Annotated in this window: 21 protein-coding genes; 5 read left to right on the top strand and 16 right to left on the bottom strand. The window is 70.4% G+C overall.

All coding sequences use genetic code 11. The features are described from left to right. Positions 1–5: 5 nt before the first annotated feature. The 3 genes from P0L94_00130 to P0L94_00120 are packed head-to-tail and all read right to left on the bottom strand — an operon-like array spanning position 6 to position 2512. Positions 6–434 (bottom strand): molybdenum cofactor biosynthesis protein MoaE, encoded by a 429-nt coding sequence (locus P0L94_00130; GenBank protein ID WES64490.1) that lies wholly within the window; start codon positions 432–434, stop codon positions 6–8. Continuing rightward, the gene (locus tag P0L94_00125) at positions 431–922 is read right to left on the bottom strand and encodes a MogA/MoaB family molybdenum cofactor biosynthesis protein (protein ID WES64489.1); all 492 of its coding nucleotides are present in this window, start codon (positions 920–922) and stop codon (positions 431–433) included. Before P0L94_00125 ends, P0L94_00130 begins: the two co-directional genes overlap by 4 nt. Positions 923–931: 9 nt before the next feature. Then, positions 932–2512 (bottom strand): SDR family oxidoreductase, encoded by a 1581-nt coding sequence (locus P0L94_00120; protein WES64488.1) that lies wholly within the window; start codon positions 2510–2512, stop codon positions 932–934. Between the two features lie 119 nt (positions 2513–2631). Here P0L94_00120 and P0L94_00115 point away from each other — a divergent pair, with 119 nt between their 5' ends. After that, positions 2632–2844 carry a hypothetical protein gene (locus tag P0L94_00115; protein ID WES64487.1) on the top strand — a complete coding sequence of 71 codons (213 nt, stop codon included), beginning with the start codon at positions 2632–2634 and terminating at the stop codon, positions 2842–2844. A gap of 5 nt (positions 2845–2849) precedes the next feature. On the opposite strand, the gene P0L94_00110 is transcribed toward P0L94_00115, so the two are convergent. The 4 genes from P0L94_00110 to P0L94_00095 all read right to left on the bottom strand — a co-directional run bounded on the left by P0L94_00110 (position 2850) and on the right by P0L94_00095 (position 8688). Beyond that, the gene (locus P0L94_00110; GenBank protein ID WES64486.1) at positions 2850–5264 is read right to left on the bottom strand and encodes an FdhF/YdeP family oxidoreductase; all 2415 of its coding nucleotides are present in this window, start codon (positions 5262–5264) and stop codon (positions 2850–2852) included. Between the two features lie 151 nt (positions 5265–5415). Then, positions 5416–6030, bottom strand: coding sequence for a DUF305 domain-containing protein (locus P0L94_00105; GenBank protein ID WES64485.1), 615 nt, complete (start codon positions 6028–6030; stop codon positions 5416–5418). Positions 6031–6050: 20 nt separating this feature from the next. Beyond that, the gene (locus P0L94_00100) at positions 6051–7988 is read right to left on the bottom strand and encodes a DUF853 family protein (protein WES64484.1); all 1938 of its coding nucleotides are present in this window, start codon (positions 7986–7988) and stop codon (positions 6051–6053) included. Between the two features lie 10 nt (positions 7989–7998). Continuing rightward, on the bottom strand, positions 7999–8688 hold the full coding sequence (locus P0L94_00095; protein ID WES64483.1) for a phosphatase PAP2 family protein: 690 nt from the start codon (positions 8686–8688) through the stop codon (positions 7999–8001). Between the two features lie 113 nt (positions 8689–8801). Here P0L94_00095 and P0L94_00090 point away from each other — a divergent pair, with 113 nt between their 5' ends. Beyond that, positions 8802–9218, top strand: coding sequence for a nitroreductase family deazaflavin-dependent oxidoreductase (locus P0L94_00090; protein ID WES64482.1), 417 nt, complete (start codon positions 8802–8804; stop codon positions 9216–9218). A 6-nt stretch (positions 9219–9224) separates the two neighbouring features. On the opposite strand, the gene P0L94_00085 is transcribed toward P0L94_00090, so the two are convergent. Further along, entirely contained in the window at positions 9225–10604 is a 1380-nt protein-coding gene (locus P0L94_00085; protein ID WES64481.1) for a multidrug effflux MFS transporter, read from the bottom strand. Between the two features lie 196 nt (positions 10605–10800). On the opposite strand from P0L94_00085, the gene P0L94_00080 reads away from it, so the two are divergent. Beyond that, positions 10801–11214, top strand: a complete 414-nt coding sequence (locus P0L94_00080; GenBank protein WES64480.1) for a hypothetical protein — start codon at positions 10801–10803, stop codon at positions 11212–11214. Here P0L94_00080 and P0L94_00075 read toward each other — a convergent pair. Beyond that, positions 11187–13643, bottom strand: coding sequence for an HAD-IC family P-type ATPase (locus tag P0L94_00075; GenBank protein ID WES64479.1), 2457 nt, complete (start codon positions 13641–13643; stop codon positions 11187–11189). The two genes, P0L94_00080 and P0L94_00075, sit on opposite strands and share 28 nt — an antisense overlap. A 58-nt stretch (positions 13644–13701) precedes the next feature. Between P0L94_00075 and P0L94_00070 the strand changes: the two genes are divergently transcribed. After that, on the top strand, positions 13702–15945 hold the full coding sequence (locus P0L94_00070; GenBank protein ID WES64478.1) for an alpha-galactosidase: 2244 nt from the start codon (positions 13702–13704) through the stop codon (positions 15943–15945). Positions 15946–16005: 60 nt separating this feature from the next. Here the strand turns inward: P0L94_00070 and P0L94_00065 are convergent, their stop codons facing one another. The 4 genes from P0L94_00065 to P0L94_00050 all read right to left on the bottom strand — a co-directional run bounded on the left by P0L94_00065 (position 16006) and on the right by P0L94_00050 (position 20425). Beyond that, positions 16006–17022, bottom strand: a complete 1017-nt coding sequence (locus tag P0L94_00065; GenBank protein ID WES64477.1) for a hypothetical protein — start codon at positions 17020–17022, stop codon at positions 16006–16008. Positions 17023–17050: 28 nt separating this feature from the next. Beyond that, the gene (locus P0L94_00060; protein ID WES64476.1) at positions 17051–17995 is read right to left on the bottom strand and encodes a carbohydrate ABC transporter permease; all 945 of its coding nucleotides are present in this window, start codon (positions 17993–17995) and stop codon (positions 17051–17053) included. After that, positions 17992–18987, bottom strand: a complete 996-nt coding sequence (locus tag P0L94_00055; GenBank protein ID WES64475.1) for a sugar ABC transporter permease — start codon at positions 18985–18987, stop codon at positions 17992–17994. The genes P0L94_00060 and P0L94_00055 overlap by 4 nt, the downstream gene beginning before the upstream one ends. Before the next feature lie 109 nt (positions 18988–19096). Then, positions 19097–20425 carry an ABC transporter substrate-binding protein gene (locus tag P0L94_00050; GenBank protein ID WES64474.1) on the bottom strand — a complete coding sequence of 443 codons (1329 nt, stop codon included), beginning with the start codon at positions 20423–20425 and terminating at the stop codon, positions 19097–19099. Positions 20426–20666: 241 nt separating this feature from the next. Here P0L94_00050 and P0L94_00045 point away from each other — a divergent pair, with 241 nt between their 5' ends. After that, positions 20667–21710: a LacI family DNA-binding transcriptional regulator gene (locus tag P0L94_00045; GenBank protein WES64473.1), complete on the top strand. Its 1044-nt coding sequence runs from the start codon at positions 20667–20669 to the stop codon at positions 21708–21710. Between the two features lie 70 nt (positions 21711–21780). Here P0L94_00045 and rplL read toward each other — a convergent pair whose 3' ends face one another. The 3 genes from rplL to P0L94_00030 form a co-directional block, all read right to left on the bottom strand. Continuing rightward, complete coding sequence (gene rplL / locus P0L94_00040; protein ID WES64472.1) at positions 21781–22173, bottom strand: 50S ribosomal protein L7/L12; 393 nt, start codon at positions 22171–22173, stop codon at positions 21781–21783. Between the two features lie 42 nt (positions 22174–22215). Next, positions 22216–22731: a 50S ribosomal protein L10 gene (gene rplJ / locus P0L94_00035; GenBank protein WES64471.1), complete on the bottom strand. Its 516-nt coding sequence runs from the start codon at positions 22729–22731 to the stop codon at positions 22216–22218. A 369-nt stretch (positions 22732–23100) separates the two neighbouring features. After that, positions 23101–24093, bottom strand: a complete 993-nt coding sequence (locus P0L94_00030) for a hypothetical protein (GenBank protein WES64470.1) — start codon at positions 24091–24093, stop codon at positions 23101–23103. Positions 24094–24207 lie beyond the last annotated feature (114 nt).

Genomic DNA, 24207 nt, shown 5'->3' with positions numbered 1-24207 from the left:
TCGGGTCAGCCCCCCAGGCCCTTCCAGGCCGTGGTGCCGTCCGCCTCGACCTGGCGCTTCCAGACCGGCAGATCGGTCTTGATCGTCTCGATCACAGCCCGGCACACCTCGAACGCCTCGGCGCGATGGGGCGCCGCGACGGCGATGACGACCGCCGCGTCGCCGACGGCGAGCCGGCCGACGCGGTGGCTGACCGCGACGAGCGCGCCCGTATCGCCGATCGCCCGCTCGGCGATCGCGGCGAGCGCCGACTCGGCGTCGGGGTGGGCGGTGTACTCGAGCGCGACGACGGCGCCGGCGGCATCCGGGTCGTGGTCGCGCACGATGCCGATGAACGACGTGACGGCGCCGTGCTCGGCATCCGTCACTGCGGCGAGGTGCTCGGCGACCTCGAGCGGCTCGGCGCTGATGCGGGCCATGCGCACAACGGTCATCGGTGGTCTCCTCCGCCCAGCTGGTCGAGCACGTGCGGCGCGAGCTCGATGATCACGGGCATGCCGTCCCGGACGCCGCCGGTCGACCCGGGCAGATTCACGACGAGCGCTCCGCCCGCGTCGGAGGCGGCGATGCCGGCGACGCCGCGCGTGAGCACCGCGGATGCCACGTGCTCAGCACCCCGACGGCGCAGCTCCTCGGCGATGCCGGGGATCGGCCGGTGGAGGACGGGCAGCGTGCCCTCGGGCGTCTGATCGCGGGGTGCGACACCGGTGCCGCCGGTGGTGACGATGACGCGCGCGCCCGCCGCGAGCGCGGCGCGCAGCGCCCGCTCGACGCTGTCTGCTCCGTCGGGCACGATCGCCGCATCGGCGCAGTCGTAGCCGGCTTCGCGCAGCGCCGCGACCGCGATCGGGCCGCTGGTATCGGGGCGTTCGCCCGAGGACGAGCGGTCGGACACCGTGATGACGGCGGCGGAGGTCGGCATGCCTCCAGCCTACGAGGCCGCGTCGCCCGGGGACCCTTCCGCGACGGCGGTCTCGAGCTCCCCCGCCCGCTGCTCGGCGGCCGCGGTGATGCGCGCCGCCATGCCCGCGAAGATGAATCCGTGGAAAGGCAGCACAGCCAGCCAGTAGAGCCGGCCGGCGAGCCCGGCGGGGAAGAAGACGGCACGCTGGTCGTACCGGGAACCGCCGTCCTCGGGGGACGCACGCAGCTCGAGCCACGCAAGACCCGGCACCTTCATCTCGGCGCGCAGCCGCAGGAACGATCCGGGGTCGAGCGCCTCGACGCGCCAGAAGTCCAGCGCGTCGCCGACGGCCAGCCGATCGCGGCTGCGGCGCCCGCGCGCGAGGCCGATGCCGCCGACCAGGCGATCCATCCACCCGCGCACCGCCCACAGCAGCGGCGAGGAGTACCAGCCGTTCTCTCCGCCGATGCCCTCGATGACGTGCCACAGCGCGGCCGGCGGCGCCGACGTGTGGGCCGTCCGCGCGTCGGTGAAGACGGTGCGGCCGGCCCAGTCGGGGTCGCTGGGAAGCGGGTCGCTCGGAACCCCGAGCACCTCGGCGTCGGCCCAGCTCGTCTCGACGTCGTCGTCGCGGACCCGACCCAGCGCGAGCGCGACGGCCCGCCGGTACGGCGTCAGCCCCTCGGCCGGCGGCGGGATCAGCTCGTCGACGTCGTGGTCCTTCATGATGCACTCGTTCTGCAGCGACGCCACGAGGGGTCGCGCGATCGAACGCGGAATGGGCGTGACGAGGTTCACCCAGTGCGAGGCGAGGGTGGGGGTGAACACCGGCAGCGACGCGATCGGCCGCTGATGCAGCCCCGCCTCGACGGCGTAGCCGTTCATCATCTGCCCGTAGCGCAGCACGTCGGGTCCGCCGATGTCGACCGCGCGGTTGACATCCGCCGCCACGTGCGCGGCACCCAGCAGATAGTGCATGACGTCGCGCACCGCGATCGGCTGGATGCGATTGCGCACCCAGCGCGGCGCCGGCATGTACGGCAGCACGTCGGTGAGGTGTCGCACCATCTCGAACGACGCCGAACCCGACCCGATCACGACGCCCGCCTGCAGCACCAGCGTCGGCACGCCGCTGGTGAGGAACACCTCGCCGACCTCCACGCGCGAGCGCAGATGCGGCGAGAGCGGCACGTCGTCGGGGTGCAGCCCGCCCAGGTACACGATGCGCCCGACCCCGGCGGCCGCGGCCGCCTCGGCGACGGTGCGCGCCGCGATCAGGTCCGCGTCGGCGAAGCCGCGGCCGGCGGCCATCGAGTGCACGAGGTAGTACAGCACGTCGACGTCGTCGACGGCGGCGGCCACGGCATCCGCGTCCTCTGCCGCGCCCGCGATCACCTCGACCTCGTCGCCCCAGCCGAAGGCGGCCACGCGCGGGGCATCGCGTGCGAGGACGCGCACGCGGTAGCCCGCGGCGATCAGCCGCGGAACCAAGCGCCCGCCGATGTATCCCGTGGCCCCGAGCACGAGTGCGCGCGGCATGGAGCCGTCGGCGCGCGGGCGGGCGCGCAGGGCCTCCTCACGACCGGTGGGGGCACTCAGATCCGTCACACTCGCGACGCTATCGACCGGCACCGGGATCCTCAACGCCTTGACATCGCACCCGGAATCCCGCACGAATCCCACGCCATCCCTGGCCGATGCCGCCGGATCTCGGCGACAATGGGGCCATGAGCCGCATGAATCCGGCGAACGAGTACGAGGCGCTGGCGTATGTCATCGAGCGGCTCGCCACGCGTTTTCCGGCCGTGAGCGAGGACCGGATCACCGTGATGGCGGCCGAAGAGCTCCAGAGCTTCGACGCCGCACGCCTGCGGGACTACATCCCGCTGCTGGTCGAGCACGGGATCCGCCGTCGCCTCGAGGCCGGCCTCGCCGCCTGAGGCCCTCAGGACTCCGCTCGGCGCTCCAGCCGCACGACCACGGACTTCGACGTCGGCGTCCCGCTGACGTCGGCGACCGAGTCCAGCGGCACGAGCACGTTGGTCTCGGGGTAGTACGCCGCGGCGTTCCCGCGCGGGGTGCTGTAGGCGACGATGCGGAACTCGGTCGCCCGGCGCTCCTGGATCCTCCCGTCCGGTCCCCTCCACTCCGACACGAGATCGACGATCTCGTCCTGGGCGAACCCGAGATCGGCGATGTCGTGCTCGTTGACGAGGACCACGCGGCGACCGTGGTGGATGCCGCGGTAGCGGTCGTCCTTGCCGTAGATCGTGGTGTTGTACTGATCGTGCGAGCGCAGGGTCTGCAGCAGCAGCCGCCCGCGCGGGATCCGCGGGTACTCGAGCGGGTTCGCTGTGAAGCGCGCCTTGCCGTCCACCGTCGCGAACCGCAGCGCGTCGCGCGGGCCGTTGGGCAGGTGCAGCGTGCGACCCTTGGCGATGCGCTCCTCGAAATCGTCGAAGCCGGGCACGACGTTCTGGATGTGCGTGCGGATGAGCGCGTAGTCGGTCTCGAGGGCGTGCCAGTCGGCGTGCGGCACGTCCGCCCGGTCCGCGGTGCCCGCCGCCGGCGCCTCGGCGGCGGGGCGCTCGGCCTGACCGCGCTCGGGGTGCCCGTCGTGGCTCGGCGCGTCGACCGGCTCGGAGCCCGGCGCGAACAGCATCCCGCACAGCCGCGCGAGGATCGCCACTTCGCTGAGCATGTCGTCGGCGGGCGGCACCAGCCGGCCGCGCGAGGAGTGCACGGCGCCCATCGAGTCCTCGACCGTGACACGCTGCTCTCGCCCGCCGCGGCTGTCGCGATCGGTGCGGCCGAGCACGGGCAGGATGATCGCCCGCTTTCCGGTGACCACGTGCGACCGATTGAGCTTGGTCGAGACCTGCACCGTCAGGTCGACGCGGCGCATCGCCTCCTCGACGACCTCGGTGTCGGGGGTGGCGCTGACGAAGTTGCCGCCCATTCCCATGAAGAAGCGGGTCTTGCCGTCGCGCATCGCCCGGATCGCCTCGACGGTGTCGTACCCGTGGGCGCGGGGAGCCGTGAACGAGAATTCGACGTCGAGCGCGGCCAGGAACGCCTCGGCCGGCTTCTCGTAAATCCCCATGGTTCGGTCGCCCTGCACGTTGGAGTGCCCGCGCACGGGGCACACGCCCGCGCCCGCGCGGCCCATGTTGCCCTGCAGCAGCAGCACGTTGACGACATCGCGCAGGGTCGGCACCGAGTGCTTGTGCTGCGTCAGTCCCATCGCCCAGCAGACGATCGTGGCCTTCGAGCGCACGACCTCGTCGGCGATCGCGCGCAGCTTCTTCTCGGGGATGCCGGTGGCCGCGACGAGTTCGCGCCACGGCACGTCGGCCATCGCCCGGCGGTAGTCCTCGAACCCGCTCGTGTGCGCCTCGACGAACGCGTGGTCGACGATGCCGGCGCCCTCGGCGTCCCGCTCGAGGATGTGCTTGCCGATCGCCTGGAAGAGGGCCTGGTCGCCGCCCAGCCGGATCTGCACGAAGCGGTCGGCGAGCTTGGTGCCGCCGAGCACGACGCCCTTGACGGTCTGCGGGTTCTCGAAGCGCACCAGCCCGGCCTCGGGCAGAGGGTTCACCGCCACGATCGTCGCACCCCGAGCCTTGGCCTTCTCGAGCGCACTCAGCATCCGCGGATGGTTCGTGCCGGGGTTCTGGCCGGCGATGATCAGCAGATCGGCCTCGTGGATGTCCTCGATCGAGACCGTGCCCTTGCCGATGCCGAGCGTCTCGGTCAGGGCCGAGCCGCTGGACTCGTGACACATGTTCGAGCAGTCGGGCAGGTTGTTCGTGCCGAACCCGCGCACGAGCAGCTGGTACAGGAACGCGGCCTCGTTGGAGGTGCGGCCGGAGGTGTAGAAGGTCGCCTCGTCCGGATCGTCCAGTCCCGCCAGGTGGTCGGCGATCTCGCGCAGCGCGTCGTCCCACGCGATCGGCCGGTAGTGGCTCGCGCCCTCGTCGAGGACCATGGGATGCGTCAGCCGCCCCTGCTGCCCCAGCCAGAAGTCGTCGTGCGCGTTGAGCTCGTCGATCGTGTGCGCGGCGAAGAACTCGGGGCCCACGCGGCGCAGCGTCGCCTCCTCGGCGACGGCCTTCGCGCCGTTCTCGCAGAACTCGGCGATGTGACGCTTGTCCTCCTCGGGCCACGCGCAGCCGGGACAATCGAACCCGTCCTTCTGGTTCACGCGCAGCAGCGTCTGGACGCTGCGGGTCACGCCCATCTGCTCGTACGAGGTCTCGAGGGCGTGGAGGATGCCGGGGACGCCGACGGCCACGCGCTTGGGGGAAGAGACCTTCAGGCGCGTCTCGTCGATGTCGGAGGTTGGGGGCTTCGTCGCCATTCCCTCAGGCTATGCCCGTCGGAACCCCCCGGGACCGCCGACTTCCGCTCAGCGGGGATCGAGTCGCGTCGAGACCCGGGCTTCTCGCCGAAACCCGGGCCGATCGCGGCGGGTCTCGGACGGGAACCCGGGTCTCACGCGCAGGTCCCGGTCAGGGCAGCAGCGTCGCGAGCGCCTCGTCCTCGCGCTCGGCCTGGTCGATGGCCGCCGCGGCGGCCTCGGTGACCCACGCGTTCGCCCCGTAGTCGAGCACGAGCTCGGCGAACGCGGTGACGCCGGCGTTCTGCGCGATCATGAGCTCGGCGAACCCCTGCTCGGCCTCCTCGCCGCCGGACTCGCTGTAGCGGCGCAATTCCGACCAGCCGGGAAGCCCCACCATCGCCGAGTGGTCGTCGTGGCCCGCGCACGGCCCCACGTCGGTGCGCTCGAGCGGCCGGGCGGACTTCCACTCCACGTACACCTCGCGCAGCTCGGCGAGTTGCGCCGACTGCTCGTCGTACACGCCCTGGGCGATCGCGGTCGCCTCCGGCGAGATGTCGTCGGCGTTGAGCAGGATGTCGGCGAGGTCCACCGCCTCGGACCGGTAGTAGATCATCGCCTCGACGTAGCAGTAGTCGGTCTCGCCGAACTCCTGCGCCGCCGCCGTGGCCCCGGCGGACGGTGAAGGGTCCGGCTCGCCGGCGCTCGACAGCGCCAGCGCGACGCCGGCGCCCGCAACGGCGAGAGCAACGACGAGCGCGATGACGACGGGGACCCTTCTGCGCATTCGGGTGTCCTCGCGCCGCGTCAGCGGCGTCCCGTTCCGAACACGCCCCGGATCACGCCGTCGAGGATCGTCTGGGTGGATCTCGACGACAGCAGCTGCTCGAGCGGCGAGCGCCGGCTGCTGGACGACCGCGAGCGCGACGTGCGGGTCTTCCCCGACGTCTGCCGCAGCAGGCGCTCGTACTCCTTCTGCGCCTTGCGCTCGGCATCCGCGGTCGCCTTGTCGATCGCCGCCTGCTGCTTGGCGAACTCGGCGTCGATGCGCGCCCGCTCGAGCGCGGCCTCTTCGGCGGCTTCGGCGTCGCTCGCGGCCTTCATCTTCGCCGCCAGCACTTCGCGCGCCGATTCGCGGTCGATGGCCGTACCGTAGCGGGCCAGCAGGGCGGATGCCGCCACGGCGGCCTCGACGTCGGCCGGAGGGGTCGGCGACATCAGGCCCCGGGGCGCGCGCAGCCGCGTCCAGGCGACCGGTGTCGGGGCGCCCTTCTCGCCCATGACCGTGACGATCGCCTCGCCGGTGCCGAGCTCCTGCAGCACGCGCTCGAGATCGTAGCCCGAGCGCGGGTACGTCCTGACCGTCGACCGCAGCGCCGTGGCGTCATCGGGCGTGAAGGCCCGCAGCTGGTGCTGCACGCGCGAGCCGAGCTGGGCCAGGACGTCGCCGGGGACGTCTTTGGGGGTCTGGGTCACGAAGAAGACGCCGACGCCCTTCGACCGGATGAGGCGCACGGTCTGCACGATCGCGGCGATGAAGTCCTCCGAGGCGTCCCGGAACAGCAGATGGGCCTCGTCGAAGAAGAACACGAGCTTGGGCTTGTCGAGGTCGCCCACCTCGGGCAGCTGCTCGAACAGCTCGGCGAGGAGGTACATCAGGAACGTCGAGAACAGCGCCGGCCGGTCGGCGACGCCCGGCACCTCGAGCAGGCTGATGACGCCCCGGCCGTCGCCGGAGAGGCGCAGGAAGTCGGCGACCTCGAACTCCGGCTCGCCGAAGAACACGTCGGCGCCGGCCTCGGCGAAGACGATGAGCTCGCGCAGGATCACCCCGGCGGTCGCCGCCGACAGGCCGCCGAGGTCCTTCAGCTCGTCCTTGCCGGCGTCGCTGGTGAGGTAGGCGAGCACCGACCGCAGATCCGACAGGTCGACCAGCGCGAGCCCGTGCTGGTCGGCGTAGTGGAACACGAGCTTGAGGCTCGACTCCTGCGTCTCGTTCAGCCCGAGCACCTTGCTCAGCAGCAGCGGACCGAAGCCGCTGACGGTCGCACGCACCGGCACGCCGGTGCCGATGCCGCCGAGCGCGAAGTACTCCGTCGGCGATGCCGCCGGAGTCCAGTCCTGTCCGATCCCGCGCGTGCGTGCCAGGAGCTTGTCGCTCGGCTCGCCCGGCGTCGCGACGCCCGACAGGTCGCCCTTGATGTCGGCGGCGAACACCGGAACGCCCTGCGCGGAGAGCTGCTCGGCCAGACCCTGCAGCGTACGGGTCTTGCCGGTGCCGGTGGCGCCGGCGATGAGACCGTGCCGGTTCGTCATGGCGAGAGGGATGCGCACCGGCACGTCGGGAAGCGGCTCGGTGTTCACCAGCGCCCCCATCTCGAGCGCGGCGCCCTCGAAGGCGTACGCGTCGCGGATCGTGGCGACCTCGGCGGCGTCGAGCGGGCCGCCGCCGGCGGAACCGCCGGCCGTCGGGGCCGGTGCCGCGTCGGCAGTCGGCGCCGCAGCGGGCTCCTCCGACGCGGAACGCTCCTCCGGTGCAGCGGACGCTGCCGGCGGCACGCGCGATTCCGCCGCGCCCGCGGGGGCGATCCGGGCCTTCGCCACTTCCGCCTCGGCGGCGGCCAGCGCGGCTTTGGCCTGCGCCGCCCGGAGCGCAGCCTCGGCGGCGGCGGCTTCGGCGCGCAGGCGCTCGAGCTCGGCGGCGGCCGCGGCGACGGCGGGATCGGACTCGGGCGGCGCGGTCATGCGAATCAGCCTAGCCAGGTGCGGGGTCGTGCCCGGGCGCCGACTCGGGAGCGCGCTTGGCGCCGTGTCGCTCCGCCTCGGTCGCCAGCGGCTTCGCGAAGGCGGCGGCCACGAGGAGGGCCGCCCCGGCACCGATGATGGCTCCGCCGATCGTGTCGCTCAGCCAATGCGCGCCGAGATAGGTGCGACTGAAGGCCATCGCGACGGTCCACACCAGACCGGCCAGCGCGACCCATACGCCGGGGAAGATCACGAAAAGCGCCATGGCGATCGTGGCGGCATTGGCGACGTGTCCCGAGGGGAACGACCCGAAGTCGCTCGTGACGATGATGTCCTCCGGCCGCGCGCGGCCGACGGCGTGCTTGAGGATCTGCACCATGACGACGCTCACGATCTCGGCGGCGATGAAGTAGGCCGCCGCCCAGGGGCGACGCATCGCGAGGAGGATGATCGCGATCAGCGCCGGAGCGGCGAACACGCCGAACCATCCGCCGCCGAGCCAGTTCATCGCGTACGAGAACGACAGCAGCACCGGTCCGCGGGACGCGGCGAGGAAGTCCTGCCACGCCTGGTCGAAGCCGAACGGAGCGTCGCCGATACCCACCACGATGCCGACCGCGAGCAGGACCCCGGCTGCGACCAGCCCCGCCCCGATCCACAGCGGACGGCGGTATGCGACGCGCACATCTGTCTCAGCCATCCCGTCATCCTGCCACCACGCGCGATGATGAAGGGGTGCCTGGCCTCAAAGACGTCGTCCGCGCTATCATCGCGCCCGTCACCCGCACTCGCTGGTTCCGGAGGGTCGGGCCGGTGTTCCTGCCGCCGTTCGAACGGTTCATGGAGCGCCTCACCGGCGGCCGGCTGCAGGTGAGCGGCATCCTCGTGCCCTCGCTCGTGCTGCACACCACCGGGGCGAAGAGCGGCGAACCCCGTCAGGCCGAGCTGATGTACACCCCCGACGGTCACGGCCGCGCGATCGTGGCCGGCACGAGCTTCGCCCGCAGCCGGCATCCGGCATGGTCGACGAACCTGCTCGCGCATCCCGATGCCCTCATCACGGTGCGCGGGCGGCGCCTGCGCGTGCACGCGACCCCCATCCCCGATGCCGAGCGCGACGAGGCGTGGCGCCGCATCGAGCGGCAGTGGCCGGGCTACCGCGCCTACGAGCGCGAGTCGGGCCGAACGGTGCGGCTGTTCCGGCTGCAGCCCGTCGCAGAGGAGGAATGACCGCGCCTACGGCGCGAGCTGCGCCACCGTGCGCGGCCGGATGACCAGCCACACCGTCGCGATGGCCACGAGCGCGCAGCCGACCATGACCGAGGCCATCGTGGTGGCCGTGATGCCGGCATCCGCGGCGAGCCAGCCGACGAGAGGCGAGATGACGCCGGCGACGCCGAAGTTCGATGCGCCGATGAGCGACTGCGCCGTGCCCGCGGCCCGGCCGTGGCGATCCAGCGCCAGCACCTGCACGGCCGGGAAGGTGAACCCGACGCCGATCATGAACAGGAACAGCGGGATCACGGTGCCCCACAGCCCCAGTCCCAGCTGGTCGGTGAGGATGATGACGACCGCCGCGACCGCGGCCACGACCGTTGAGAAGGCCATCACCCACTGCGGACCGTATCGGGCCGACAGTCGCGACGAGATCTGCACGCCGACGACGATGCCGATCGAGTTCGCCGCGAACAGCAGTCCGTACTGCTGCGGGTCGAACCCGTAGGTGTCCTGGAACAGGAACGGCGAGGCCGACAGATACGAGAACAGCCCCGAGAAGTTCATGCCTCCGACGATCAGCACGCCGATGAAGACCCGGTCGCCGAGCACCGAACGGTAGCGCTGCCAGACCGTGGTGGCGCCCTTGTCGTGCCGGCGCGCCGGCGGCAGCGTCTCGGGCAGGAAGACCAACGCCGCGATCAGCATGAGCGCGCTGTACAGCGCCAGGACGACGAACACGCCGCGCCAGTCGATCACGAGCAGGAGTGCCGAGCCGATGAGCGGCGCGAGCACCGGGGCAGCGCCCGACACGAGGGCGAGGCGCGAGAGCATCACGACGAGCCGCTTGCCGCCGAACAGGTCGCGCACGATCGCGGCGGCGACCACGGCGCCGGCCGCGGCGCCCGCACCCATGAGCACACGGGCGACGAAGAGCAGCTCGAGGTTCGGGGCGAGGGCTGCCGCGACGCTCGAGAGCACGTGCAGCGCGGTCACGGCGATCAGGGGGACGCGGCGTCCCACCTTGTCACTCAGCGGGCCCACGATCAGCTGACCGAGCGCGAAGCCGATCATCGTGCCGGTGAGCGTGAGCTGGATCGCCGCCGACGTCGTCTGGAAGTCGGCCTCGAGCACCGGGAAGGCCGGGAGGTACAGGTCGACGGTGAAGGGGCCGAGGGCGGTCAGCGCACCCAGCAGGATCACGTAGAGGACACGGCGGCGCGCCGAGATCGAATCGCCCGGGTGCAGGACGATCGGCGCAGTCGCGGGGTCGGAGCCGAGGGTGCGGATGGCGCCCGTCGCCGACCCGTGGCGGTGCGGCGACTCGGGGCGTGCGTCGCGGGGGGCGGTGTGGCGCGGGTCGTCGGGGCGGATGACGGGATTGGCGGCGGTGTCGAACATGGCGATTCTTCGTTTCGTGGCGCGGGCGTCGACACCGGCGAAGCCGGTTCAGGCGCGTGAAGGAGGAGAGAGCGGAATCGAATCGATTCGAAGACACCAATGTTACCGGATGCGATCGCCCGCAGTTCACACCGATTCCACAGGGCCGCCCCGCGGACCCCGTCGACTCCCGCGACAGCGCCGTAGGGTGAGACGCATGACGCCCGAGTCCGTGGATCAGCGCCGCCGCCCCGTGGTCATCACGCTCGCCGTCGTCCTCATCTACCTCAGCGGCCTGCTCTCGACGGCCCTCGGCATCCTGGTCCTGCTCAGCCGCTACGACGTCCCCGAAGAGGACGTCCTCACGGTTTCGCTGCTCGGGTCGGGCGTGATCCTGTTCGGCCTGCTCATCATCTCGGCAGGCTCCAGCATCGCGCGCGGCAGCACCCTCGCCCGGCTGCTCGTGACGGTCTACCTGGGGCTGCAGCTCGCCCTGCATGCGGTCACGATCATCGCCACCGACGACTGGGACTGGATCGGCCTGATCCAGCCGGCCCTGATGATCCTCATTCTGGTCGCGCTGTGGACGCCGCCGCCGGCGCGCTACTTCGCCACGCCGTCGGAGCCCTGAGCGGGCTCGCCGGTCATCGCGCGCGCGACGACCCGGCGGTGCACGAATCGCACGATCTCGATCGCGGCGATCGAGAGCACCGTCGTGATCGCGACCAGCCACGCAGCGTCGCGGCCGGGGTCGACGAACTCGAAGAACTCCGTCGACAGCGGCACGGTGAAGATCACCACCAGCGCGATGAACATGCCGCCGATCACCAGGACCTTGTAGCGGGTCACGGGTCGTGACAGGACCGTGAGCACCCAGATCCCTACGATCGCGAGGATGATCGTCGCGCCGGTGCGCAGCTGCGCCTCGTCGACGCAGAGCGCGAGCGCGCCCTGGGTGTAGACGGTGAGCGCGACGGCGATGATGACGCCGGCCGGCAGCGCGAAGATCAGGGATCGTCGCAGGAACCCCGGTACGTACCGCTGGGCGTTGGGCATGAGCGCGAGGAAGAACGCGGGGATGCCGATGGTCAGACCGTCGGTGATCGACAGCTGCCGCGGCAGGAACGGGAACTCGAGCACCAGGATGCCGAAGAGGATCGCCAGCCCGGTCGCGTAGACGGTCTTGGTCAGGAAGAGCATCGAGACCCGCTCGATGTTCGCGATGACCTGACGTCCCTCGGCGACGACGTCGGGCAGGTGCGAGAACCTCCCGTCGAGCAGCACCAGGCGCGCGACGGCTTTGGTGGCCGCGGCGCCCGAGTTCATCGCGATGCCCATGTCGGCCGTCTTGATCGCCAGCGCGTCGTTGACGCCGTCGCCCGTCATCGCGACCGTGTGACCGCGGGCCTGCAGCGCCACCACCATGCGCTTCTTCTGCTCGGGCGTGACGCGGCCGAACACCGTGTGGGCCTCGAGCACGTCGGCGAGCGCGTCGTCGTCCTCGGGCAGATGCCGGGCGTCGAAGCCCTCGTCGACGTCGAGCCCCACCTCGCGGGCGATCGCCGCGACGGTGCGCGGGTTGTCGCCCGAGATCACGCGGACGCCGACGCCCTGCCGGGCGAAGTACTCCAGCGTCTCGGCGGCGTCGGGTCGGACCTGCTCGCGGAAGGTCAGCACGGCGACCGGCTCCACCGCGCCGGGCAGGCGCTCGGCTTCGACGTCGGCCGCAGACAGGGCGGCCGCAGAGCGGGCGAGGACGAGGGTGCGGCGGCCGGTCGACGCGAGCTCCACCACAGCGCCGCCGAGCGGAGTGGCCGGATCGGACGCGGCATCGCCGAACACCATCTCGGGCGCCCCCATGACCCACGTGCCGGCAGGGCCGGCTGCGAACGAGACCGCGCTCCACTTGCGGGCCGACGAGAACGGGACGTAGGCGGCCACGTCGAGCACGCGCTCTGCCGGATACGGCTCGCGCAGGCACCGCGCTGTCGCGTTGGCATCGGGTGCCGCCCCGTACCAGGCGAGGACGTCGCGGGCCTCGGTCATCGAGTCGGCATCGCGCACGATATGAGCAGCGTCGAACGCGATCTCGCCGGCGGTGAGCGTGCCGGTCTTGTCGAGGCAGATCACATCGATGCGCGCCAGCCCCTCGACCGCGGGAAGCTCGTTGACGAGGACCTGGCGACTCGCGAGCTTGGCCGCGCCGACCGCGAAGGCGATCGAGGTCATGAGCACGAGCCCGAGCGGGATCATCGCCGTCAGCGCCGCGATCGTATTCACCACCGGCTGAACCCAGCCGCCGTCCTGCCACACGGCAGCCCACCCGCCGGCGACCATCACCTGCGCATTCAGGACGAGCAGGCCGACGGGGCCGATCAGCCACGCCATCCACGTCAGGACCTTGTTGATCGACGTGCGCAGCTCGCTCGAAACCAGCGAGAACTTCTTCGCCTCGCCCGCGAACCGGTTCGCGTATGAATCGGCGCCGACCCGCACGACCTGGGCCTCGCCCTCCCCCGCCACGACGATCGAGCCCGACAGCGCTTCGTCGCCGGGCCGCTTGTCGACGGCATCCGACTCTCCCGTGAGCATCGACTCGTCGATCTGCAGCGCGCGCGAGGCGGCGACGACGGCGTCGGCGGGGACCTGATCGCCCGCGCGGAGCACGAGGATGTCGTCCGCGACCACCTCGCCGGGGAGGATCTCGGACTCGGCACCGTCCCGCCTTACCCGCGCGTGCGGCGCGTTCAGCAGCGCGAGACGGTCCAGCGCCGCCTTCGCCTTGAACTCCTGGTAGCTGCCGATGATCGAGTTCGCGAACGCCGCGAGCCCGAACAGCCCGTCCTGCCAGCGCCCCAGCACGAGCAGGATGCCGAAGCACGCGAACACGATGCCGTTGAAGAGCGTGAAGACGTTGGCGCGGACGATCGTCCACGCGCTGCGGCTCGTATCGGCCTCGAACGCGTTCACGCGACCCGCGGCGACGCGCTCGGCCACCTCCGATGCCGTCAGCCCGCGCTCGGGATCGACGGTCAGGGTGTCGGCTGCGGCGGCATCCATACGTCACACCCTAGGCACACACCTGTCCGACGGAAGCGATGCTCGACAGAATGGTGGCGTGTCCTCCGAGCTCTCCCCCGGTACCGTCATCCACCTTTCGGCGGGCGGCGTCTCGCTGCTGATCGACGCGCGAGATCGGCGCCTGCCCGCGGTCGTCCACTGGGGCGCGACCCTGGGAGACCTCGATGCCGCATCGCTGGCCGCACTGTGCGATGCCACGGTGCAGGTCATCGGCTCCAACAACGCCGACGTCCCCGTCCGGCTCGCGCTGCTGCCCGAGCACCGCACGGGATGGACCGGCCGGCCCGGACTCTCGGGCTCGTTCGACGGGGCGGGCTGGTCGCCGCGGTTCACCGTCACGTCGGTGACGGTCGACGGCGACGACGCGGGCGGTCCGGTGCTCGGCGGCGCCCACGCCATCGCCTTCGAGGCCGTCGACGAGCGTGGCACCCTGAGGCTCAGGATCGAGGTCGAGCTGACCCCTGCCGGCCTCGTGCGCTCGCGCGCCACCGTGCGCAACGATCACGACGAGCGGTTCTCGCTCGACGACCTCTCCCTCGCGTACCCGGTGCCCGCCGAGGCGCAGGAGCTGCTGGACTTCACCGGCCAGCACAACGGCGAGCGCCGGGCGCAGCGGGCATCGTTCCCCGACGGCATCCGCCTTCGGGAGAACCGCCGCGGCCGGACGGGCGCCGACAGCGCCTTCGTCCTGCACGCCGGCGTCCCCGGCTTCGGATTCGCCGCGGGCTCGGTGTGGGCCGTGCACACGGCGTTCAGCGGCAACCACCGGCACTACGCCGAGCGCGTGCACACCGGCGAGCAGGTGCTCGGCGGCGGCGAAGTGCTGCTGCCGGGAGAGATCGTGCTCGCCCCCGGCGACGCGTACAGCTCGCCCTGGGTGTACGGCGCGTACGGCGACGGGCTGGATGCCGTGGCCCACCGATTCCACGACCATCTGCGCTCAGGTCCGCGGCATCCGTCGACCGAGCGCCCCGTGCTGCTCAACGTGTGGGAGGCGGTGTACTTCCGGCACGACGCCGACGAGCTGGTCGCACTCGCCGAGAAGGCCGCGGGAATCGGCGTCGAGCGCTTCGTTCTCGACGACGGATGGTTCGGCGCGCGCCGCAGCGACCGCGCCGGCCTCGGCGACTGGGTGGTCTCTCCCGAGGTGTGGCCCGACGGCCTGCATCCGCTCGTCGACCGCGTGCACGAGCTCGGCATGCAGTTCGGCCTGTGGTTCGAGCCCGAGATGGTCAATCTCGACAGCGACGTGGCGCGCGCGCATCCGGAGTGGATCATGGCCGCGCGCGACGACCTGCCCGTGGAGGCGCGGTTCCAGCAGGTGCTGAACATCGCCCATCCCGGCGCCTACGCGCACGTGCGGGATCAGATGATGGCGCTGCTCGACGAGTACCGCATCGACTACATCAAGTGGGACCACAACCGCGACCTCGTCGACGCCGGCGACCGCACCGATCGGGGCCGGCCCGCCGTGCACGCCCAGACGCTGGCGTTCTACCGTCTGCTGGACGAGCTGCGCGCCGCGCACCCCGAGCTCGAGGTCGAGTCCTGCTCCTCCGGCGGCGCGCGCGTCGACCTCGGCGTCCTCGAGCGCACCGACCGCGTCTGGGTGTCCGACAACTCCGACCCCCACGACCGGCAGTCCATGATGCGCTGGACCTCGCAGCTCGTGCCGCCGGAGTACCAGGGCGCACATGTGGCCTCGGGCCACTCGCACACCACGGGACGTCACATGGATCTGTCGTTCCGCGCCGGCACCGCCGTGTTCGGCCACTTCGGGATCGAATGGAACCTCGGCGAGGCCAGCGCTGCGGAGCTCGAGACCCTGGGGACGTGGATCCGCTTCTACAAGGACAATCGCGACCTGCTCCTCGGCGGCGAGACGGTGCGGCTCGACGGGCCGGACCCTCGCGTCATCGCGCACGGCGTCGTCGCCCCCGACCGCTCGCGCGCGATCTTCTCGTTCGCGGTGCTGGACTCGACGCAGCCCGAGCCGCCGGCGCGGCTGCGACTGCGCGGCCTCGATCCGGTGCGGGCGTATCGTGTCACGCCGATCCTCATCGGCGAGCTGCCGTCGGGCCTTCACGCACCGGCGTGGTGGGGCGAGGCGAGCGATGCCGCTGCCGCGGCAGCGTCCGAGTACTGGGATCGCGCGGTGCGGGCCGATGTGTCCTACCCGGGGGCGGTCTTCGCCGCCGGCACCCTCGAGACCGTCGGGTTCGCATCGCCGCGCCTTCACCCCGACCACTTGGTGCTGTACCGCGTCGACGCCGTGGCGTGACCCCCCGGCCGCCGAGACGGCCCGATCGCAGCTCCGGCACGCTCGGGCCGGAGCAGGACGTCAGCTTGCGCCTTCGCCCGGGTGGTCGTGCTCGGACGGGAACGCTGGATGGTCGTGCTCGGACGGGAACGCCGGATGGTCGCGGTCGGCGATCGTGAGCCGGCCGTGCTCGATCGTCACCGGGGCCGGATCGGCCAGCTCGCCGACGAACGAGCCGTCCGGCGCGGTGTTGCGAAAAGCCATGAGCGCCCAGGAACCGCCGGGCGTGCGGACCAGTCTGCCGACGTAGAGCGACTCGTCGGTGAGCCGGTAGGCGCCTGAGATGTCGAACGGGCCCGACAGGCTCGGTGCGTTCACGACCCAGATGCCTCCCTCGGCCCCGGCGCGAGCACCCGCGAGCTCGCCGCGCAGGCACGAGAACAGCAGAAAGACATGCCCGTCGACGTCGTACGTCTGCGCGACCTCGAGCTGGCCGAACCCGCTGTCCGGCGCTGACAGCGGCGGCTCCACGCGCCACGTCTCGAGGTCGTGCGAGACCGCTGTGCCGACAACCCCGCGCTGTGCGGGCTCGCCGGTGCGACTGCGCGCCGTGATGAGCATCCGCCATCCCCCGGCATCCGGGTCGCGGAAGACCCACGGATCCCGCCACGCCTCTTCGTGCCAATCGGCGCCGGGCTCGACTTCGTACCAGCGCGCATCGGGCGCGAGCACGAACGGGTCGCGCTCCCACGTGACGAGATCGCGCGACCGCGCCGAGCCGATCCGCTGGACGCGCCCGTCTCCGACGGTGCTGACGCCCGAGGAGAACATCCGCCACACGCCGGCGTCGTCCCGCACGATCGATCCGGTCCACGTCGCCATGTCGTCGAACGTTCCCGGCGGCCCCGCGCCGAGAGCGTCCGGCAGCGGTGTCCACGTGACGAGGTCGCTCGAGAAGGCGTGGCCGATGCGGGCGTGCCAGTGGCGCAGATGCGGATCGCCGAGGACGCGAGGGGCCTTCAGATAGAAGGCGTGGAATCCCTCGTCGTCCTCGGCGACCCAGTAGTCCCAGACCCACGAGTCGTCGAGCCTAAGCACAGGCGTCCCCCCGACTCGCGGAACGGGTCTACTTGACCGAACCTGCCGTCATCCCTCGCACGAAGAACCGCTGCAGTGCGAAGAAGATCACCAGCGGCACCACCAGGGTGATGAACGAGCCTGCGGCGACCCTCTGCCAGCCCTGTCCGTACTGCCCCATGAGGGTGTACAGCCCCTGGGTCATCACGGCGTTGGGCCCCGATTGGATGAAGATGTACGCCACGAGGAAGTCGTTCCACACCCACAGGAACTGGAAGATCGCGAACGACGCCAGCGCCGGCACCGACATCGGCACGATGAGCCGCCAGAAGATCTGGAAGTGGCTCGCGCCGTCGACGCGCGCCGCCTCGATGAGCGAGGTCGGCAGCGTCTGCATGTAGTTGCGCAGGATGTAGATCGCCAGCGGCAGCGCGAACGTCGAGTGGACGATGTACGCCGCCGGGTACTGCCCGATGATCTGGATGCCGGTGGTGTTGCCGAACCACACGAACAGCTGGAGCACCGGGATGATCGCGATCTGCACCGGCACGATCATGAGACCGAGCACGATGGCGAAGTAGATCTCCTTGCCGCGGAACTGCAGGAACGCGAACGAGTACGCGGCCATCGCCGCCACGAGGATCGGCAGCACGGTGGCCGGCACCGTCACCGCGACGGAGTTCCAGAACGTCTGACCGACGTCGAGGGCGTCCCACGCCAGGGCGAAGTTCTCCATCGTCCAGTCGGTGCCGAAGGGGTTCAGGAAAACCGTCCACCAGCCTGTCGCGTCGACGTCCGCCTTGCTGCGGAAGCTCGTGATGAGCAGGCCCAGCAGGGGGAACAGCCACGCGACGGCGATGATCCCCATGAGGATCGTCAGGAGGATGCGGGGCTTGGGCTTGTCGCCGGTGCGGGGCTTCTTGTTGCCGGTGACGATCTCGCGCGTGCCGGCGTCGGCGTCGACGAGCGGCGTCGGAATCTCGGTGCTGCTCATCGGAGTTCCTCCTGAGCCTTGTAGCTGCGGACTTGGTAGACGATGAGCGGCGCGATGGCGATCATGAGGACCATGACCACGGCTGCCGCCTTGCCCGGGTTCTGGAAGCTGAACAGCTGGGCGTAGAACTCCACCGCCAGCACGCTCGTGTTGTACTGGCCGCCCGTCATGGCGTACACGATGTCGAACAGCTTCATCACCACGATCAGGATCGTGATGAACACCGCGAGGATCGTGCCGCGGATCTGCGGAATGATCACCGAGAGGAAGAGCTTGCGCTCCGTGGCACCGTCGAGCCGGGCCGCCTCGATCGTCTCCTCCGGCACGCCCTTGATGGCCGCCGACAGCAGCACCATGGCGAAGCCGGTCTGCAGCCAGACCACGATGAACATGATCAGGAACGAGTTCAGCCGCGCCGTGTCGATCGTGAGCCACGGCACCGGGTCCTGCCCCGTCACCGCCGTCCAGAACGCGTTCAGCGAGTAGATCTGCGGGTTGCCCGGCGGCGCGTAGAAGTAGATGAACCGCCACGTGACGGCTGCCGCGACCCCGCTGATGGCCATCGGCAGGAAGATCATCGACTTGAACGTCGTCTCGCGGCGCTTGCCGAGGCGGTCGGTCAGGATCGCCACCAGCAGGCCGATGAGCACGGCACCGGTGGGCACCACGATGACCCACAGGACGTTGTTGAGCAGGATGCCGAGGAAGTTCGGATCCGTGAACAGGTCGATGTAGTTATCGAAGCCCACGAAGCTGGCGCTCTCGCCGCGCCGCTGGCTCTGCTGCATGAAGCTGTCGATGAGGGTGCGGATGGCCGGATACAGCAGGAAGATCGCGACCAGGATGATCACGGGGCCGAGGAAGACGTACGGCAGCAGCCTCGCCTTCCACTTGTCGCCCGTCCGTTCGATGAGCCAGTTGGCGGCCCAGAAGATGAGGAGGGACACTCCTACGCCGATGATCACCGAGATGATCGCACTCAGAATGGGCATGCGAACCGCCTGACGTCGTTGTGAGGTGTCTGGATGCTAGGGGCGGGCGGCGCCGCCCACAAGGGGGGCGCCGCCCGCATTGCTCAATCGGAACCGAGCGCGGCGCGGATCACCGCGGCCACGCGTCGTCGATCGTCTGGAACGCCTGTTCCATCGTCTTCTGACCCGCGAACCAGCTCGTCAGCTCCGTCCACTCGGTGCCGGCGCCGATCTCACCCGGCATCTGGTCCGAGGCGTCGAAGCCGAACACAGTGGACTCGGCCAGGAGCGCCTGCGACTTCTTCTGGAACTCGGTCGTGTAGTTCGACGTGTCGAAGTCGTTGTGCGGCGACAGGAAGATCGACTGGCTGGCGTAGCCGTTGGTGCCGAACTCCGGTCCGGTGATGTACTCCACGACCGCCTTCGTGGCCTCGCTGTTGGTGAAGGCTCCCACGAGGTCGCCGCCGCCGAGCATCGCCGTGTCCGTGCCCTCGGGCGAGGGCAGCTGGAAGAAGTCGATGTTGGACAGGTCGCCGTCGGCGATCTGGGCCTTGATGTCGTCGGGGAAGAAGTCCGCGATGAACGAACCCTGACGCATCATGAAGCACTGGCCGTTGTCCTTGCCCTCGGCCCACAGCTGGTTGCCCGCCGTCTGGAACGAGGTCGTGGCGATAGCCTGGCCGCCGCCGTTGACCTTGCCGTCGGCGAGAATTTCGTCGGCCACCTTGTCACCGGCCTGGGTCACGAGGTCGCTGGTGAACAGGACGTCACCGGCGATCCACGCGTTGTACTCGTCGAGTCCGCCGTAGCGCAGGACGTACTCCTCGAGCCAGTCGGTGGCTCCCCACCCGGTCGCGGCGCCCGATTCGATGCCGACGCACCACGGGTAGCCGAGGTCGTCGTCCATGATCGTCTGCTGCAGAGCGGTGAGCTCGGCATCCGTCGTCGGGATCTCCAGACCCGCGGCGTCGAACGCCGACGGGTTGTACCAGACCAGCGACTTGACGTTGATCGAGTACGGGAGGCCGAACGTCTGCCCGTCGACCTGTGCGATCGTGCCGAGCCCGTTGGCCTCGTCGGCGATGATCGAATCCACGTCGATGCCCAGCTCCTCGAGCGGGAACAGGGTCGCCGTCTGGCTCTTGAGAACGCCCGGCTGCGGGTAGATCGCGATGTCGGGCGGGTTGCCGGCGGTGGCTCGGGCGACCACGGCGGTCTGGAAGTCGGTGTTGCCGTCGTACGTGACGGTGATGCCGCTCGTCTCGCCCCACGCGTCGAGATCGGCCTGGAAGGCGTCGGCCTGCGCGTCGGTGAAAGCACCCATGATGGTGACGGTCTCGCCGCTGCCTCCGCTGTCGCCGCCGTCGCTGCCTCCGCCCGAGCACGCGGCCAGCGCGATGCCCAGGATGCCGAGACCGGCGAGCGGGACGACGAGGCGCCCTCGCTGCGTCATGCCCATGTGATCACTCCTCTTCGAGTTCTTGTTGCTGCGTTGCGATGCCGATAGGGAACCGCTTCCACACAACGTACGCGAGGTCAGCGCAGTGACACAAGGATGTCGTCATCACGAATCGATAACCCGCGTGATTTCGCGCACAATGTGGGCTACGTTATGTGGAACCGTTCCCACTACGGCGTGGCGACACTAGGCTGATCCACGCCCTCGGAACCTCGAATCTCGTCGGAAGGATCAGTCCACGGTGAGCGGGATCGAAGACGTCGCCCGGCAGGCCGGTGTGTCGAAATCGACCGCCAGCCGTGCCCTCAGCGGTTCGGGCTATGTCTCCGCCGAGACGCGGCGACGCGTGCGCGAGGCCGCCGAGGCCATCGGCTATGTCCCGTCCACGAGCGCCGTGAGCCTCGCGACGGGCCGCACGCGCAACATCGGCGTCGTGATGCCGTACCTCAACCGGTGGTTCTTCGCCGAAGTGCTCGAGGGGATCCAAGAGGCGCTGCTCGAGCGCGGGCTCGATCTGACGCTGTACGACGCGAAGCCCGGAACGCCGGGACGGGCGCGCATCTTCGAGGACTTCCTGGCGCGCAAGCGCTTCGACGGCCTGATCGCCGTCGGGCTCGAACCTGACGACCACGAGCTGGAGCGGCTGGTGCGCATGGGCCGACCGGTCGTCAGCGTCGTCGGCGCCGGCGGCTCGCACAGCATCGTCGCGATCGACGACGACTACGCCGCCCGGCGGGCGACCGAGCATCTGCTCGGCCTCGGGCACACCGACATCGCGTTCCTCGGTGGGGGTCGCCCCGACCGCCACTGGGCGCAGGTGGACCGCACGCGGCTCAACGGCTACTACGCGGCGATGGCCGAGGCCGGCCTCGGCGACGCCACTCGGCACATCGAGTCGGCCGTGACGCTGCCGGGCGGATACGCCGCCGCGGTGGACGCGCTCGCCGACCCCCGCTCGCGTCCGAGCGCCATCGTCGGCGCGTGCGACGAGGTGGCGATCGGCGCCATCATCGCGGCGCGGCGCCTGGGGGTGCAGGTTCCCAGCCAGCTCAGCGTGATCGGCATCGACGACCATGAGTTCGCCGAGATGTTCTCGCTCACGACACTGCGGCAGATTCCGCGCGATCAGGGCGCCCACGCGGTCGCATTGCTCATCCGCCATATCGAGGATCCCGACCTCGAGGCCGAGCAGGTGCATCTGCAGGCGCGCATGGTGATGCGCTCCTCGACGGCATCCCCGTCCTCGCGCGTCGCCGCATCCGTGGCCGACATGCGCCACGGCTGACACAGGCTGGCGAGACGACGAAGACCCCGGATGCCGAGGCATCCGGGGTCTTCGCGAAAGTGAAGCGAGATTACTTGAGGGTAACCGTCGCGCCAGCCTCCTCGAGCTTGGCCTTCGCCTTCTCGGCGTCGTCCTTGTTCGCGCCCTCGAGCACGGGCTTCGGGGCACCGTCGACGACGGCCTTGGCCTCGCCGAGGCCGAGCGAGGTGAGCTCGCGGACGACCTTGATGACCTGGATCTTCTTGTCGCCGGCGGCCTCGAGGACGACGTCGAACGAGTCCTTCTCCTCCTCGGCGGCGGCCTCACCGGCACCACCGGCGGGGGCGCCCGCAGCGGCAACGGCGACCGGGGCGGCGGCGGTGACGTCGAAGGTCTCCTCGAACGCCTTGACGAACTCGCTGAGCTCGATGAGCGTGAGCTCCTTGAACGCGTCGAGCAGCTCCTCAGTGCTGAGCTTTGCCATGATGATTCTCCTTGATTGGGGTTTCTATCGCCGCTGGCCCGATCAGGCCGCGGACTCCTGCTTCTCGCGCAGCGCGTCGACCGTGCGAACGGCCTTCGACGGGAGCGCGTTGAAGACGAATGCCGCCTTGGTCATCGAGGCCTTCATCGCACCGGCGAGCTTCGCCAGCAGGACTTCACGGCTCTCGAGGTCGGCGAGCTTGTTGACCTCGTCCGCGGTCAGGGGGTTGCCGTCGAAGTAACCGCCCTTGATCACGAGAAGAGGGTGTGCCTTGGCGAAGGCACGCAGACCCTTCGCGACGGCGACCGGGTCACCGTGCACGAACGCGACGGCCGACGGACCCTTGAGGTCGTCGTCCAGTCCCGTGACCCCCGCGTTGTTCGCGGCGATCTTGGTCAGCGTGTTCTTCACCACGGCGTACTCCGCGTCCTGACGGATGCTGTTGCGGAGCTCCTTGAGCTCGGCAACCGTCAGACCGCGGTACTCGGTGAGCAGAACGGCGGTCGAGTCCTCGAAATTCTTCGTGAGCTCGGCGACCGATGCTTCCTTCTGCGCCATGGCCACTCCTTGTGTGTACGAGACGCTCCGCGGAGGCGGGGCGTCGGCCTGGACCACCGCGCTCTGGGCATGAAAAAAGCTCCGGCGCAAGCGCACGGAGCGGGAATCCCGAGTGGGAGAATCGTTCGTGACACCTGCGCGGGCCCCTGCATTCGCAGAGCTTCGATCGGACCGCGCTCGCGCGCACTCCGATGACCGGCGGTCTTCGGCTCCGTCCAGTGTAGGCGTTCCCGCCCCCCGCACCAAATCCGCGCCCCGCCCTCCCCTGCCGCCGCCGAGCGCACCCTGCGTTGCCCAAACCACACGCGCTTCGCGTCGTTCGCGTGCGATCTCGGCGATGCCGGGTGATCTCGGCGTCTCTCCGTGCGTTCAGCGCTTCCGGGGCGGACGGATGCCGTAGGCCGCGAGGCGGGTGCCGAGCGCTGCGGGAGTGGTGATGTGGGCATCCTCGACCCGTCCGAACCGGCACTGCGTCACGCCGCGGATCCAGTCCTCGCGCCGCTTCTCGGCCAACAGGACGTCTTCGAGCGAGAGCCCGTCGCGCATCGCCGCGTCGAGGTATTTCCCCTTCCCGTCGAACTCCAGGAGCGCCTTCGCCTCGTCCAGCCCGATGTCCACTTCGTATCCTCCGCCGGAGGGCGATCGGACCGGTACCTGCAGATGGAAGCGCGTGAATCCGAGCTGGCGCAGTCTTACGCGGGTGATGCTCTCCCCCGGAAGCTCCGCGCGGCCGTCGGCGAAGAGGGCCACACCGCGTGCCCGCCGAACGCCGCGCGCCCCCGGCATGCGGTCGAGGCGATCGAGCACGCCCTCCCGCCATTGCGCGGCGAGTCCCTTGTCGTACCGACGTCCCCGCATCGCGACACGACGCAGCGCCGCGTCGACGAGTGCGACCGAGGTCTCGAACGGGAGGGTGCGCGCCACGTCCACCACGGTCCGCTCGAGCGAGGTGCAGCGGATGCCGGCGACCTCGACGATGTCGTCCTCGCCGATCGCGTCGGTGTGTCGCACGAGACCGGGCCTGCTCGAAGCACGCGCTCCGTTCGGGAGGACCACGTGGACCGCGGTCGGCACGTGGCGCGCGAGCGGCAGCTCCCAGACCGCCGCGGCGGACGCGTACGCCGCAACGGCGGCATCCGTCCTCATCTGACCGAACGCGGATGCGATCTCGAGGCGATGCCGCGACTCCGGCCACAGCTCCCGCCACACGGAGTCTTCGACGTACCGGTTCGGCTGGAGTCGTCGCAGCGAACCGTCCGCGACGGCGGACTCGATGCCGCGTGAGGTGCACCCGTCATCGAGCAGTTCGCGTCGCGTGCGCACCAGCGCGAATCCCGCGTCGAGCGATACGTTGCGCCGCATCCCCGCATCCTCCCCGCTGCGCACGACCGCGACGCCCTCCACGCCCCACCCGTGGATCCCGCGCCCGCGCGCTCCGGCTGGGGAGGAGCCGCTGACGCTCACACGAGCACACAC

This window comes from Microbacter sp. GSS18 (assembly GCA_029319145.1).
GTDB lineage: Bacteria > Actinomycetota > Actinomycetes > Actinomycetales > Microbacteriaceae > Microbacterium.
This window is presented reverse-complemented; position numbering and strand designations above follow the sequence as displayed.